Annotated in this window: 10 protein-coding genes; 5 read left to right on the forward strand and 5 right to left on the reverse strand. The window is 67.2% G+C overall.

What is annotated here, in order from left to right; translation table 11 throughout:
- Positions 1-29 precede the first annotated feature (29 nt).
- A complete protein-coding gene (rpsA, locus tag ABD134_RS04070; protein WP_115931214.1) occupies positions 30-1487 on the forward strand; it encodes a 30S ribosomal protein S1 in 1458 nt (485 codons plus the stop codon).
- Positions 1488-1609: 122 nt separating this feature from the next.
- Here rpsA and ABD134_RS04075 read toward each other — a convergent pair whose 3' ends face one another.
- Together ABD134_RS04075 and ABD134_RS04080 are read right to left on the reverse strand one after the other, a co-directional pair.
- The gene (locus ABD134_RS04075) at positions 1610-2902 is read right to left on the reverse strand and encodes a class I SAM-dependent methyltransferase (RefSeq protein ID WP_344226933.1); all 1293 of its coding nucleotides are present in this window, start codon (positions 2900-2902) and stop codon (positions 1610-1612) included.
- On the reverse strand, positions 2899-3612 hold the full coding sequence (locus tag ABD134_RS04080; protein WP_344226935.1) for an IMPACT family protein: 714 nt from the start codon (positions 3610-3612) through the stop codon (positions 2899-2901). The genes ABD134_RS04075 and ABD134_RS04080 overlap by 4 nt, the downstream gene beginning before the upstream one ends.
- Positions 3613-3726: 114 nt before the next feature.
- Here ABD134_RS04080 and coaE (ABD134_RS04085) point away from each other — a divergent pair, with 114 nt between their 5' ends.
- The 4 genes from coaE (ABD134_RS04085) to ABD134_RS04100 all read left to right on the forward strand — a co-directional run bounded on the left by coaE (ABD134_RS04085) (position 3727) and on the right by ABD134_RS04100 (position 10515).
- Positions 3727-6105 carry a dephospho-CoA kinase gene (gene coaE, locus ABD134_RS04085; RefSeq protein ID WP_344226937.1) on the forward strand — a complete coding sequence of 793 codons (2379 nt, stop codon included), beginning with the start codon at positions 3727-3729 and terminating at the stop codon, positions 6103-6105.
- 26 nt (positions 6106-6131) lie between these two features.
- Positions 6132-6809: a dephospho-CoA kinase gene (gene coaE / locus ABD134_RS04090; protein WP_378108467.1), complete on the forward strand. Its 678-nt coding sequence runs from the start codon at positions 6132-6134 to the stop codon at positions 6807-6809.
- A 69-nt stretch (positions 6810-6878) separates the two neighbouring features.
- Positions 6879-9050 (forward strand): excinuclease ABC subunit UvrB, encoded by a 2172-nt coding sequence (uvrB, locus tag ABD134_RS04095; protein WP_344226941.1) that lies wholly within the window; start codon positions 6879-6881, stop codon positions 9048-9050.
- 202 nt (positions 9051-9252) lie between these two features.
- On the forward strand, positions 9253-10515 hold the full coding sequence (locus ABD134_RS04100) for a TerC family protein (RefSeq protein WP_344226943.1): 1263 nt from the start codon (positions 9253-9255) through the stop codon (positions 10513-10515).
- A gap of 133 nt (positions 10516-10648) precedes the next feature.
- On the opposite strand, the gene ABD134_RS04105 is transcribed toward ABD134_RS04100, so the two are convergent.
- From ABD134_RS04105 to ABD134_RS04115, 3 genes are all read right to left on the reverse strand, one after another.
- Positions 10649-12163: an alpha/beta fold hydrolase gene (locus tag ABD134_RS04105; RefSeq protein ID WP_344226945.1), complete on the reverse strand. Its 1515-nt coding sequence runs from the start codon at positions 12161-12163 to the stop codon at positions 10649-10651.
- Positions 12160-12738: a GNAT family N-acetyltransferase gene (locus ABD134_RS04110; RefSeq protein WP_344227673.1), complete on the reverse strand. Its 579-nt coding sequence runs from the start codon at positions 12736-12738 to the stop codon at positions 12160-12162. The genes ABD134_RS04105 and ABD134_RS04110 overlap by 4 nt, the downstream gene beginning before the upstream one ends.
- Before the next feature lie 82 nt (positions 12739-12820).
- Positions 12821-15475: a DEAD/DEAH box helicase gene (locus tag ABD134_RS04115; RefSeq protein WP_344226946.1), complete on the reverse strand. Its 2655-nt coding sequence runs from the start codon at positions 15473-15475 to the stop codon at positions 12821-12823.
- Between the last annotated feature and the right edge of the window lie 17 nt (positions 15476-15492).

Genomic DNA, 15492 nt, shown 5'->3' on the forward strand with positions numbered 1-15492 from the left:
TGAACAATCCACATCGGAGCCCCTACTACATGACCATTACCTCCACCGCCCCGCAGGTTGCCATCAATGACATTGGCACTGCTGAGGACTTCCTCGCCGCCGTTGACGCCACCATCAAGTACTTCAACGACGGCGATCTGGTCGAAGGCACCGTCGTCAAGGTCGACCGCGACGAAGTGCTGCTCGACATCGGTTACAAGACCGAAGGCGTCATCCCGTCCCGGGAACTTTCCATCAAGCATGACGTGGACCCGGACGAAGTTGTTGCCGTCGGCGACAGCGTGGAGGCCCTTGTCCTCACCAAGGAGGACAAGGAAGGCCGCCTGATCCTCTCCAAGAAGCGTGCTCAGTACGAGCGTGCCTGGGGCTCCATCGAGAAGATCAAGGAAGAGGACGGCGTCGTCACCGGCACCGTCATCGAGGTCGTCAAGGGCGGCCTCATCGTGGACATCGGCCTGCGCGGCTTCCTGCCCGCCTCCCTGGTCGAGATGCGCCGCGTCCGCGACCTGGCCCCGTACATCGGCCAGGAGCTGGAAGCCAAGATCATCGAGCTGGACAAGAACCGCAACAACGTGGTCCTGTCCCGCCGTGCGTGGCTCGAGCAGACCCAGTCCGAGGTCCGCTCGAACTTCCTGCACAAGCTGGAGAAGGGCCAGGTCCGCACCGGCACCGTCTCCTCGATCGTCAACTTCGGTGCCTTCGTGGACCTGGGCGGCGTCGACGGCCTGGTGCACGTCTCCGAGCTGTCCTGGAAGCACATCGACCACCCGTCCGAGGTCGTCGAGGTGGGCCAGGAAGTCACCGTCGAGGTGCTCGAGGTGGACATGGACCGCGAGCGTGTCTCCCTGTCCCTGAAGGCCACCCAGGAAGATCCCTGGCAGCTCTTCGCCCGCACCCACGCCCTCGGCCAGGTCGTGCCGGGCAAGGTCACCAAGCTGGTTCCGTTCGGTGCATTCGTTCGCGTCGAGGACGGCATCGAGGGCCTGGTGCACATCTCCGAGCTGGCCTCCCGCCACATCGACACCGCCGAGCAGGTCGTGTCCGTCAACGACGAGCTGTTCGTCAAGGTCATCGACATCGACCTCGAGCGTCGCCGCATCTCGCTGTCCCTCAAGCAGGCCAACGAGGGCGTCGACCCGGAGGGCACCGAATTCGACCCGGCGCTCTACGGCATGGCTGCCGAATACGACGAAGAGGGCAACTACAAGTACCCCGAGGGCTTCGATCCCGAGACCAACGAATGGCTCGAGGGCTTTGAGACCCAGCGTGCCGCTTGGGAGCAGCAGTACGCTGATGCCCAGGCCCGCTGGGAAGCCCACAAGGAGCAGGTGTCCCGCCACCTCAACGAGGACGCTGAGGTCGCGGCCGACGTCGAGTCCGGCGCCGCCTCCTACTCCTCCGACGACAACGATCAGGTTGCCGATCAGGGCACCCTGGCCTCCGATGAGGCTCTCGCCGCCCTGCGCGAGAAGCTCACCGGCAACTGATCGACTGATCAGTCTCCGGTCGGCCATTGGCTGACCCACCCGAATGACAGACAGGCCCCGCACCCTTCGGTGCGGGGCCTGTCTGTCATTCGGGGGGATGGGGTGCAGCCAGGTGGCGAAGCTCAGGAGCGGGTGCTGACGGTCACGGTGAACGTGCGATCGCGGGCGAGCTGCCGGGTGGGACCCACCAGTCTTTCAAGGTCGGGCCGGTACATCAGGTGCGAGTTCCACACACACCACAGCTGACCGCCGGGACGCAGGACCCGCGCCGAGGCAGCCATCAGGCGCACCGCGACCCGCGTGTCCACCGCGTTGCCGGCATGGAACGGCGGATTGAGGACGAGGAGGTCCTCGCTGGCGTCGGGGAAGGTGGACAGGGCATCATCCCGGCGGACCTCGATCCGGCCCTGGACTCCGTTGAGTGACGCCGTGAGCCGGGTGGACGCACAGGCATCCGCGGACTGGTCTGTGGCGATGACGCTCACACGTTCCAACTCGTCCAACCCCGGGCTATCCAGCCGCGGCAACTGCGAGGCCAGGTACACCGCGATCGTGCCGTTGCCGCAGCCTACGTCCACGGCCCGCTTCCGTCCGGCCCACTCGAGCCCACCCCGCTGGAGGTCAGACTCCAAGGACCGGAGCAGAAAGGCCGTCCCCGGATCGAGGTTCGTCCCCCCGAAGGTCGCGCCGTGGGCGGCCAGGGTCACCGTGCCCAGGCCGGGCATCTGGTGCTCGGCGGTCCGGGGGAACGGTGCGGGGCGTCCCCGCCGCGGGACGCGTGCGGTGATGACCCGGGACTTGGACCGGCCTCGGCCGGACACCACCGAGCCGAAGTACCGCTCGAGGACGGTGTTCTGGCGCGGGGTCATGTGCTTGTCCCGGCCTCCGGCGAGGAGCACGACGTCCTCGTGCGCGTGTTCGGCGATCAGGTGCGCCCACTGCTCCAGGGCATCCAGGGATCGGGGCAGTTGCAGCAGGATCATGCGCGCACCGTCCACCAGGTCGGGGCCGATGCGGTGACGGCTCAGCGGTCCAGCGTGCTCCAGCGCACCGGAGTCGCGGAATGTTGCCACATTGGCGTCGAGTGAGCGCTCCTGGCCTAAGGCGTCCTGACCGATGCGGACGGGGTGCCCCGCGGTCAGCAGAGGCAGGGTGAGGGCGCCGTGACGGTCCTCGAGGACGACGACCGGGACGACCGGAGAGAGCCTGCCGCCGTCATCTGCCGACCCGGCATCCCACCAGGCCTGTGCCGTGTCCAGCAGCAGCAGATCTGCGGCATCGTGGGCCTGGAGCTGGGGGGACTCCGGATAAGGCCACCGCGAGAGGGCGGCGGCGTCGAAGCCCGTGGTCAAGGCGGTCCGGTGGACCGGCGGGGTCTGGCCCGGGGGAACGGGGTCCACGGCAGGAGAGTTCACGGGAGGTCCACCCACTCGGTGCCCAGCGTGTGCGAGTGACCCGCCCCTGCGGTGACGGACGCCAGCCGCTCGGTGAACGCGGCGCCGGACCGGCCGTCGTCGGGCAGGGGCACCACCAGCGTGGCGGATCCGGAGGTGTAGCGCGTCTCCTGGACGTGGAAGCCCGCGGCGCGCAGCTCGTTCTCCCATCGCCCGGCCTCGGCATGCGGGGCCTCGACGCCGGCCAGCACCATGCGCTGTCGCGTCACCATCACCGTCTGGTCAAGGGTCGCGGAGACGGCATCCGAGTAGGCGCGGACCAGCCCTCCGGCGCCGAGCTTCACCCCGCCGAAGTAGCGGACGACGGCGACGCACACGTCGGACAGGTCCCTCGCCGCGGTGTTCCCGGGCCGTGCCCCGGTCTCGCGCTGGGACAGGGCCTCCAGCATGGGGACGCCCGCCGTGCCGGCGGGTTCGCCGTCATCCGAAGAGCGCATGGCGCCCCGGTCCGCGCCGAGGATGAACGCACTGCACACGTGCCGGGCCTCGTGGTGCTGTTTCCGGAGCGACGCGATGAAGGCGCGGGACTCGTCCTCGGTCGTGACGCGGAGGGCATGGCCGATGAATCGGGAGCGCTTGATCTCCACTTCGTGGACGACCGGAGTGCTGCTCGTGATCGACGGGAGCACCGTATAGCTCGATGCCCGGGATCCGGGCTGCTCCTCAGACATGCCGTCCACTCTACTGCCGAGTACCCAACCGGCCGGGATGAGGTAGTTTGTTGGCCAGCGTGAACCCGCCCCGGCACGACCGCCGGTGACGGCTCGACCGGAGGGGGACTCCACATGCTGACCCGATTGCACAACCGACTCGGTCTGCGCACCGGCCCGGCGATCTTCTTCATCTCGGCGTTGATCATCGCCGTCTTCACCCTGGCGATGGCGATCTTCCCGGCGCCGGTCCAGGGGGCCTTCGGAGTGGTCTCCACCTACCTGCGGTACGACGTCGGCTGGTTCTACACCCTCGGCACCACAGTCCTGGTGGTCTTCGCGGTGGGGTTGGCCCTGAGCCGCTTCGGCCGCATCAAGCTCGGCGACGACGACGCCCGGCCGGAGTTCTCCGGACTGGCGTGGTTCGGCATGCTGTTCGCCGCCGGCATCGGTGCCACGCTGATGTTCTGGGGCGTGGCCGAGCCGATGAACCACTACGCCAACCCGCCGCTGTACGGCACCGAGCCCCTCTCGGACCAGGCCGCCACGCAGGCCCTGGCCATTTCCAACTTCCACTTCGGCATCCACATGTGGGCCCTGCTGGTGGTTCCCGGGCTGTGCTTCGGCTATTTCACCTACAAGCGCAAGCTGCCTCCTCGCGTGTCCTCGGCCCTTCAGCCCCTGCTCGGGGACCGGATCCACGGACCCTGGGGCAAGCTCGTGGACATCATCTCCGTGCTGTCCACCGTGTTCGGCCTGGCGGTCTCCGTGGGCCTGGGCGCCATGCAGATCAACAGCGGCATGAACTACGTCATGGGCGTCCCCATCAGCGGCTGGCTGCAGGCTGGCATCGTCGCCGTCATCACGGGCATCGCCCTGGCCTCGGCCGTAGCCGGTCTGGACAAGGGCATCAAGCGCCTGTCCTTCCTGAACATCGTGCTGGCGATCGTGCTGCTGGTCTACGTGCTCATGTGGGGCGCCACCATGGACACCGTGCGCGGGATCGTCGAGTCGGCGGGGGCATACCTGTCGAACCTTCCGATGCTCTCCTTCTTCAACGACACCTTCGGCGGCGGAGAGTGGTCGGGCGACTGGACCGTCTTCTACTATGCCTGGACCGTGACGTGGTCGCCCTTCGTCGGGTTGTTCATCGCCCGGGTCTCCCGCGGCCGCTCGATCCGCGCCTTCGTCACCGCCTGCCTCGGCCTGCCGACGGCCTTCGTGGTCATCTGGTTCGGCATCTACGGCCTGAGTGCCTTCACCGTCGATCGGGCGGAGGGGACCTCCGGGTCACTGACCGAGACCATCGTCACGAACGGCAACGTGGAGGCGGCGCTCTTCCAGCTGCTGCAGTCCTACCCGCTGTACCTGGTCACCGCCGTCCTGGCCCTGATCATCATCGTCATCTTCTTCGTGACGTCACTCGACTCCGGGGCCCTGGTCCTTGACTCCATGGCCTCCGGGCACGAGGACGTGGGCCCGAAACGCCAGCGCGTGTTCTGGGCTGTGGCCGTGGGACTGGTCTGTGCCGTGATCCTGGTGACCTCCGGCGAGAACGGCCTGAACGCGCTGCAGGAGGTCATCATCGTCATCGGCGCACCGGTCATGGCCCTGACTCTGTTCCAGGCCTGGCTGCTGCTCCAGGCCCTGCGCGAGGACGCCGGAACCGCCCGGCCACTGCGCACCCGGCAGTGGAAGAAAGTGCTGCCGATCGAGGAGTACCACCGCCGTGCCCATGAGGACGAGCACGACTTGGACGAGTATGTGATCCGGCCCGAGTACGAGGTGGGGACCGAACCCGAGTACGAGGCGCTCCAACCGAACACCTATCACCGGCAACAGGCCCTGGAGGGACGCGGGTTGTTGACGATCGGTCTGACCGGTGGCATCGCCTCCGGGAAGTCCCTCGTTGCCCGGGAACTCGCTCAGTCGGGCGCCGTGGTCATCGATGCCGACGAGCTGGCCCAGGAGGCTGTCGCCCCGGGGTCCGAGGCCCTGTCGGAGATCCGCGAGGTCTTCGGTCCGGAGGTGATCGCCGAGAACGGCGAACTGGATCGCCAGGCCCTGGCGCAGCTCGTCTTCGGCAACACCGTGGCCCGGGAGAGCCTCAATGACATCGTCCACCCGAGGGTCCGGCAGGAGATCGAACGGATCGCTCGAGAGGCCGGACCCGAAGCGGTGGTGGTCGTCGATCTGCCGCTGCTGGTGGAGACGGCCTCTGCGGGTGAGTTCGACGTGGTGCTCACCGTGGAGACCCCCGCGGAGGCGAGGGTCAACCGCCTCGTGCATGAGCGCGAGATGTCCATGCAGCAGGCCTGGGCGCGGGTGGACGCCCAGGCCTCAGACGCCGAGCGGCGGGCGATCGCCGACAAGGTCATCGTCAATGATGGGAGCCTCAACGACCTCTCCGAGGCGACGCGTGGTTTCTGGGAAGAGTACGTGCAGCCCGTCCTCGACGAGCACCACGCCACCACCGCGGCGGGCAGCGCCACTCCTGAGGGCGGAACTCCGTGAGCGACGCACAGGAGAAGGGGACCGGCATGGTCAGGCCCCGGCTGCACATCGGGCTGACAGGCGGCATCGCCTCCGGCAAATCCACGGTGGCCGCGGAGCTGTCCGCCCTCGGCGCCATCGTGGTGGACGCGGACGCACTCTCCCGGGCCGTCGTGGCGCCCGGCAGTGAAGGCCTGCGCCGCGTGGGTGAGGCCCTGGGCCCCACCGCGATTGCGGCGGACGGATCCATGGATCGCGCCGCCGTCGGGAAGCTGGTGTTCGCCGACGCCGAGGCCAGGGCCAGGCTGAACGGGATCATCCACCCCCTGGTGCGCGCTGAGGGCCAGCGGCTGGTCACCGAAGCCGGTCCGGATTCCGTCGTTGTCCAGGACGTGCCGTTGCTGGTGGAGACTGGTCAGGCGGACTCCTACGACCTGGTCCTGGTCGTCGAGGCGGACCCGGAGGAGCGGGTTGCGCGGATGGTCCGGGACCGGGGGATGACCGAGGCCGATGCCCGGGCCCGGATCGCCGCCCAGGCCACGGACGGCCAGCGCCGCGCCGCGGCTGACGTGCTCATCGTCAACGACGCCGGTCTGGAGGACCTGCGGCGGACCACCCGTTGCTTCTGGGAACAGTATGTTGCCCCCCGCCTCCAGGGGCCGACCAGCCGGTCGCAGGGCGGGCAGACAGGTGGGACGACAGGCAGGCCGAAGGACGGAGCCTGAATCCGCCGGCGGTGAACCTGACGGCCGCTGCCTTCCCACCGTGAATCGAACAGTTGTACGGTGGTGTCCATGAGTCTGGCGCAGAAGATCAACCGGCAGGTCGCCCCCTTCGAGGTCATCTCGGACTACCAGCCCTCCGGTGATCAGCCGAAGGCGATCGCCGAGCTCGCCGAACGCGTCCAGGCAGGGGAGAAGGACGTCGTCCTGCTCGGTGCCACCGGTACGGGCAAATCGGCCACCACTGCCTGGCTGGTCGAGAAGGTACAGCGTCCCACGCTCATCATGGTGCAGAACAAGACGCTCGCGGCGCAGCTGGCCAACGAGTTTCGGGAACTGCTGCCGAACAACGCGGTCGAGTACTTCGTCTCCTACTACGACTACTACCAGCCGGAGGCGTACGTCCCGCAGTCGGACACCTTCATCGAGAAGGACTCCTCGATCAACGAGGAGGTCGAGCGGCTGCGACACTCCGCCACCAATGCCCTGTTGACCCGCCGTGACGTGGTGGTGGTCGCCACCGTGTCCTGCATCTATGGCCTGGGCACCCCGGAGGAGTACATCGAGCAGATGGTCACGCTGCGCCGGGGCGCGGAGATGGACCGGGACACCCTGCTGCGCCAGTTCGTGGCCATGCAGTACGTACGTAACGACCAGGACTTCCACCGCGGGACCTTCCGGGTCCGCGGGGATACGGTCGAGATCATCCCGATGTACGAGGAACTGGCCATCCGGATCGAGTTCTTCGGGGACGAGATCGAGGCCATCCAGACCCTTCACCCCCTGACCGGGCATGTGGTCCGCGAGGAGGATGAGATGTACATCTTCCCGGCCTCGCACTACGTGGCCGGTGATGAGCGGATGCGCGGTGCCATCACCACCATCGAGGACGAGCTGCGGGAGCGTCTGCAGGAGTTCGAGTCCCAGAACAAGCTGCTCGAGGCGCAGCGACTGCGGATGCGCACCACCTATGACCTCGAGATGATGCAGGAGATGGGGTACTGCAACGGCATCGAGAACTACTCGCGGCACATCGACGGCCGCGATGCGGGTTCCGCCCCGCACTGCCTGCTGGACTATTTCCCAGACGACTTCTTGCTCGTGGTGGACGAGTCCCACGTGACCATCCCGCAGATCGGGGCCATGTACGAGGGTGACATGTCCCGCAAACGCACTCTCGTGGAGCATGGGTTCCGGTTGCCCTCCGCCATGGACAACCGTCCGTTGAAGTGGGACGAGTTCCTGGAGCGCATCGGCCAGACCGTCTACCTGTCCGCCACTCCCGGCAAGTATGAACTGGGGCAGGCCGACGGGGTGGTGGAGCAGATCATCCGGCCCACGGGGCTGGTGGACCCGGAGCTGGTGGTCAAGCCGACCCAGGGCCAGATCGATGACCTGCTCGAGGAGATCCGCGTCCGCAGCGAACGTGACGAGCGGGTGCTCGTGACCACCCTGACCAAGCGCATGGCCGAGGATCTCACGGAGTACCTGCTCGAGCACGGGGTCAAGGTGGAGTACCTGCACTCGGACGTGGACACCCTGCGGCGCGTGGAGCTGCTGCGGGACCTGCGCAAGGGAGTCTTCGACGTCCTGGTGGGCATCAATTTGCTGCGTGAAGGACTGGACCTGCCCGAGGTCTCCCTCGTGTCCATCCTGGACGCTGACAAGGAGGGCTTCCTGCGTTCCTCCACGTCACTGATCCAGACCATCGGCCGTGCGGCCCGCAACGTGGATGGACAGGTCCACATGTATGCCGACCGGATCACCGATTCCATGCGCCAGGCCATCGACGAGACCAATCGGCGCCGCGAGGTGCAGGAGGCCTACAACAAGGAACACGGCATCGACCCGACGCCGTTGCGCAAGAAGATCGCGGACATCACCGACCAGCTCGCTCGGGAGGACGCCGACTCCGCGGACTTCCTGGCCGGCATGGGCGGGGTGAAGACCGGTTTCGACTACGGGATGGGCAAGCGTGGCTACACCGCCACGATCTCGGATGAACAGCGCGCCGCGGCCGCCCATGCGTCCGAGGCAGACTCGGTCGACGGATCCGACGGGACGGGTGCCCCGGACTTCGCCAAACTGCCGGCCAAGGATCTGTCCGAACTGATCGAGCAGATGAGTGCTCAGATGCACCAGGCGGCCGTGGACCTGCAATTCGAGCTGGCCGCGCGCATCCGTGATGAGGTGTCCGAACTGAAGAAGGAGCTGCGGCAGATGCAGCGCGAGGGCCATGCCTGAGACGGCCGCCACTCCTGACTTCGGACGGAGGCGGGGTACACTGTTCCACGGCGTAGGGGAGTATCCCTAACACTGCGAACGTCAACACGCAGTCCGGTCCGGTCATCACCGATGCCGGACGGACTGCCGGACGCAGTGGCCTGTCGAGTCCGGCAGGCGGAGAGACTTGCGGCACACACCCAGACCTACGGAAAGTGACTGCATGGAAATCAATGCGCTGACGTGGATCATCACCATCGCGGTGATCATCGCGCTCCTCCTCTTCGACTACATCTTCCACGTGCGGAAGGCTCACACGCCGACCATCAGGGAAGCGGCGATCTGGTCCGCGATCTATGTGGGCATCGCGCTGGTGTTCGGCCTGGTGTTCTTCCTCTTCGGGGACACCCAGCACGCCATCGAGTACTACTCGGGTTACATCACCGAGAAGGCGTTGAGCGTGGACAACCTCTTCGTCTTCCTGGTCATCATGGCCTCCTTCCAGGTGCCCCGCGAGTACCAGCAGAAGGTGCTGCTCTTCGGCATCACCTTCGCCCTGATCTCGCGGACCGCGTTCATCCTGGCCGGGGCCGCCATCATCTCGGCCTGGTCTGATGTCTTCTACCTGTTCGGCCTGGCGCTGCTGCTCATCGCGGGCGGCCAGCTGAAGGGCGAGCTAACGGCCGACGAGAAGGAGAAGGACGAAGCGGACAACTTCCTGGTCCGGTTCGCCAAGCGCATCCTGCCGGCCTCGGACCGCTACGACGGCGACAAGCTGTTCACCCGCGAGAACGGCAAGCGGCTCATGACGCCCATGCTGCTCGTGATGGTGTCCATCGGCCTGACCGACGTGCTGTTCGCCTTCGACTCCATCCCGGCGATCTACGGCCTCACCCAGGATCCGTACATCGTCTTCACAGCCACGGCGTTCTCCCTGATGGGCCTGCGTCAGCTGTTCTTCCTCATTGACGGCCTGCTGGATCGCCTCGTGTACCTGTCCTACGGCCTCTCGGCGATCCTCGGGTTCATCGGCGTCAAACTCATCCTGCACGCCCTGCATGACAACAACCTGCCGTTCATCAACGGCGGCGAGAACGTCCCGGTCGCCACGATCGAGACGGATGTGTCCCTGCTGGTGATCGTGGGTGTCCTCATCGTCACCGTCCTGGCGTCCCTGTTCAGCCCCAAGGGCAAGGCCCTGGTGGCCCTGCAGAACGCCGAGAAGTTCTCCCACCGATACTCCAAGCTGGACGAGAATGCCTCCGCCGAGGATCGCCGCAAGGCCGAGGAGCTGATGGACAGGTGGACCCGAGCGGCGGAGGACGTGTCCCCGCACTTCCGCGATGACCTCATCGAACACAAGGACAGCTACTCGGAGATCATCCGGACTGCCCACGAGACCCGGGTGGCCACAGCCCAGGCCGAAGGCCGGGACGTTCCGACGATCTCCAACTCCATCGTCAAGAACGAAGGCCCCACGGTCTGAGTTCCTCCGGGTGACCCTGCCGAGCGTCGGAGTGATGAGCGATCGGCGGGTTCCCGAACCAGATAAGGCCCGCACCGGATCCGGTGCGGGCCTTATGGTGTTCTCGGGCTTCGATGGTGGGCCGGGGCTTCGGTCAGGGCGGGCCGTCGGTCATGGACAACAACCGGCGCAGGATCGCGGGACCGTCATCCCCGATGCCGTCATGGTGGAACTGGTCGGTCTCCCACACCCGCAACCCACGCACCCGCGACGCGGTCTCCAGGGACAGGTCCCGGTCCACGTAGACATCGTGGGTATAGACGGCGGCGGCCACCGGGACGGCATTGCCGGCCAAGGTCTCCGGATCATACAGAGGGCCCCAGTCGGAGCGGCACGCCAACTCCTCGGTCACGGCCTGCAGCGGGCTGAGGGCGGGGTCCAGGTCTGCATACCAGTCGAAGACCATCTCGCCGGTGAGCAGCGGGTGGGTGGTCCGGTCCGGATCGAACTTCGCGAGATCGGGGGATGACCGCAGGACGCGTTGGGCGGCCCACCCCTCCGTGGCGTCCACCTCCGGCTGGGTCAACGGCGGAGTCGCCGGTGGCGGTTCCAGCTGCGCCCGCGAGTCCTCGACCGGCTGGGCGTAGATGGACTCGTGCATCACCAGGTAGAGCGGATTCGTGGCTCGGGAGACCTGCTGGTACAGGCCGTGCAGGAAGGTGTCGGAGAGGGTTCCGGTAGAGATTCCAGAGGCGGCAGGCCCCTGTTCGAACGCCTCCTGGAGCAGGTAGTGGAGCTGGTCCATCCGGGTGTTGCCGCCGAGGAACATCCCCAGCATCTGGACGCGCCCCACCGTGACGGGTGACCCGTCCGGGAGCACCAGCGAAGGCGCGGTACCCGTTGCGCCGGCACGAACGGCGTCATAGACGCGGCCCAGGATCTGACGGTCCCCAGGAAAGCGCTCGAAGTACTCCTCGTTGCGCGCACGCATGCGCTGGAAGGTGGCGCGGTAGACGCGGTCGGCGGGGCCGTCCAGCGGAGCGAGACCACCGGTGATGAGGGCACGGGACATCCCCTCGGGGTGCCAGGACAGGTAGCTCAGCGCGCAGAACCCACCGAAGCTCTGTCCGAATACCGTCCACGGCTCCGCGTCGAGCATCAGCCGGATCAGCTCGGCGTCCTGCACGATGGAGGGTGCCCGGAAGTGCACCAGGTAGTCCGCCTGCTCCTCGGGCGTGCCGACCAGGGGCAGAGTGTTGCGGTTGGCGGGGGTGGACAGTCCGGTGCCGCGCTGGTCCAGCATCAGGATCCGGAACCACTGGGAAGCCTCCTTCATCCACCCGCCCAGCTGGGCTTGGCGCACACCCTTGCCCCCGGGCCCGCCCTGCAGGTACAACAGCCACGGCAAGCCGTGCTCGCCGCCCGCTGCCCTATCCTCTGGCCCGGTGCTGTCCAGGTGGGCGCCGGCGAGGTACTCGCGGGCGTACACGCGGATTCGAGTCCCCTCCGGCCGGGCATGATCCAGCGGCAGCTCGAACCAGTGATCGGTGATGCGGGTCCCGTCCAGCAATCGGGCCGACGGCCCGACGCCGTGGTCGCACACACCGGAGGCGAACACCTCGGCCGGCCGCGCGAAGCTCCGGGGATCACCCGCAAGGCAGGCCTTCATCGGTGGCCGTCCGCGGTGGCAGCTGCGGCGTCCTCGAGCGCGGCGCCCGCGAGCCGGAACGTCGTCCACTCGTCCTGAGAGGTGGCGCCGAGTGATCGGTAGAAACCGATCGACGGCTCGTTCCAGTCCAAGACGGCCCATTCCATCCGCGCATAGCCGCGCTCGGCGGCGATCCCGGCCAGGTGCAACAGCAGACTTCTGCCGTGCCCCCGTCCCCGAAGGGCCGGGTCCACGTAGAGGTCCTCAAGCCAGATCCCGTGGGTGCCCTCCCACGTGGAGTAGCTCAGGAACCACAGCGCCATGCCCACCACGGTGGGGCCAGGCGCCTGAGCCGACAATGGCTCGGGTGCCGTTTCCGGGCCCGCCTCCGAAGGGGCAGCCGGAAGCGTGTCCTCGACGACGTGGCAGAAGACGGCGGGCCGGTCGCCGAAGAGGCTCGCCGCCAGGGCGGCCTCCGTGGTCTTCACGGCGTCAGGCTCCTTCTCATAGATCGCCAGATCCTTGATAAGCCGGAGAAGATGCGGGACGTCTGCAGGGACGGCCGGACGGACAGTGCCGGGAACGGTGGTGGACATGGTGGCGCTCACGCGTCGGGTCTCCTTCTCACAGAGGTTTGGTCACGCTGTTCAGTTCACAGGCTCAGTCAACGGGTGCAGCTCACACAGTCCAGCCGGGCTCCGGAGCTCCCACGGACACCACGCGCACCACGGGGTGGGCGGCCTCATCCGAGGCGTCCAGGTCGACGACGGCGTTGATGCCCCAGTCCAGGTGGCCGTCCGGGTCGACGAGGACCTGCCGGACCGTCCACCAACGGGAGCCGGACACGCCGGCAGGGGCGCCGCCGTCGGGTCCCGGCTGCGGGGTGGTGTTCACGCGGAAGTACTGGGGTCCTCGGGCGGCGGGGCCGTCGTCAATGTCTTCGTAGTCCCCGAAATAGCCGTCCAGTGCATCCGCCCAGTCATCGGCGGAGTACGAGTCACCGGCGTCCTTGCCGAGCTCGCCGAGGGCACGGTCCTGCTCATCGCCGAACAGCCGCACCCGACGGAACAGGGCGTTGCGGACCATCACGGTGAAGACCGGTTTGTTGGCGGTGAGCCGTGGAGGCTCCGGCGGGGCCAACTGCTCGTGGTCCTTCTTCAGCTCTTCGATGTCCCCGGCCAACAGGTCCTCCCACTCCTCGATGAGCGAGGAGTCCGTCTGCTTGACGATCTCGTCCAGCCAGGCCACCAGGATGTCGAGTTCCTCGTCCCGGTCATCCTGCGGGATGGTCTGTTTGAGCGCTTTGACGGCATCCGTCAGATAGCGCAGCAGCACCCCCTCGGAGCGGGACAGCCCGTAGAAGTTCACGTAGTCGCCGAAGCCCATGGCGCGTTCGTACATGTCCCGGACCACGGACTTCGGGGTGAGCTCGAAGTCGTGGAGCCAGGGGGCGGAGGCGCTGTACAGCTCGAACTGCTGCTCGAGCAGTTCGGCCAGTGGCATCGGGTAGGTGACCTCATCGAGGGCATTCATGCGGTCCGTGTAGTCCATGCCCTCGGCCTTCATGGCGGCCACGGCCTCACCGCGGGCCTTCTTGACCTGGGCCGAGAGCACCTGCCGGGGCGGCTCGAGGGTTGCCTCCACAATGGAGACCATGTCCAGGGCGTAGCCCGGGTCGGCGGGATCGAGCAGGTCGAAGGCGGCCAGTGCGAAGGGGGAGAGCGGCTGGTTGAGGGCGAAGTTCGGCTGCAGCTCGATGGTGAGGTCCACGGTGCGGCCCTCGGGGTCCGGTTCGGGCAGCTTCTCCACCACGCCGGTGGTCAGCAGTTCGCGGAAGATGCCCAGGGAGCGGCGCATGTGGGCGGCCTGTTTGGCCGGGGACTCGTGGCTGTTGCGCAACATCCGCCGGACCGCGATGACCGGATCGCCCGGGCGGTCGAGGATGTTCAGCAGCATCGAGTGGCTGATGCGCATCTGGCTGGTCATGGCCTCGGGCTCTGCGGAGATGAGCTTCTCGAAGGTGGCCTTGCCCCAGGAGACGAAGCCCTTCGGCGGCGTCTTCTTCGGGGAGGACTTCGTGGACTGCTTCATGCGCTTGCTGCGCTCGGCCTCGTCCTTGATGTTCGCGAACTTGGCGGCCGCCTTCTGCTGGGCCTTGGCGTTCTCGATGACATGCTCGGGAGCCTGCACCACCACGAGTCCCGAGGTGTCATATCCGGCGCGGCCGGCCCGTCCGGCGATCTGGTGGAACTCGCGGGCGTGGAGGATGCGGGTGCGCTGGCCGTCGTACTTGCTCAGGGCTGTGATGAGCACGGTGCGGATCGGAACGTTGATACCGACGCCCAGGGTGTCCGTGCCGCAGATGACCTTCAGGAGTCCCTCCTGGGCCAGGCGTTCCACGAGCCGTCGGTACTTCGGCAGCATCCCGGCATGATGGACTCCGATGCCGGCCCGAACCAGGCGATTGAGGGTCTTGCCGAAGCCGGAGGAGAACCTGAAACCGGCGATCCGCTCCGCGATGGCGTCCTTCTCCTCGCGGGTCGCGACGGACACGGAGGACAGGGACTGGGCCCGCTCGACGGCGTCCAGCTGCGAGAAGTGGACCACGTAGACCGGTGCCTGACGGGTCTCCACCAACTCGGCGACCTTGTCCTGCACCTGCTCCTCGGACCACTCGTAGGACAAGGGGATGGGCCGCTCCGCGTGCGCGACGGTGGAGGTGGTCCGGCCCGTCCGTGCGGTCAGGTCCTCCTCGAAACGGGTGGTGTCCCCGAGCGTGGCGCTCATCAGCAGGAACTGCGCCTGCGGCAGCTCCAACAGGGGCACCTGCCACGCCCAGCCGCGCTGGGGATCCGCGTAGAAGTGGAACTCGTCCATGACCACCGGCCCCACGTCCAGGCCGGATCCCTCCCGCAGGGCCTGGTTAGCGAGGATCTCGGCCGTGCAGCAGATGATCGGGGCGCCCCCGTTCACGGAGGAATCCCCGGTCACCATACCGACGTTCTCGGCGCCGAAGATCTCCACCAGGGCGAAGAACTTCTCCGAGACGAGGGCTTTGATCGGGGCCGTGTAGTAGGTCCGCTGGCCGGTGGCCAGGGCCTGGAAGTGGGCGGCGATGGCCACGAGGGACTTGCCGGAGCCGGTGGGGGTGGCCAGGATGACGTTGTTGCCCTGCACGAGTTCCATGACGGCCTCGTCCTGTGCGGGATACAGGGCGATGTCCCGGGACCGGGACCACTCGAGGAAGCCCTCGTACACGGCGTCGGGGGAGAGGCGTTCCGGTGCGGTCGCGGTGCCGCCGGCGGGGGAGGGAATCAAGTCGGAGAGCAACATTACGTCCAGCTTACGTC

Source organism: Citricoccus alkalitolerans (assembly GCF_039528175.1).
Taxonomy (GTDB): Bacteria; Actinomycetota; Actinomycetes; order Actinomycetales; family Micrococcaceae; genus Citricoccus; species Citricoccus alkalitolerans.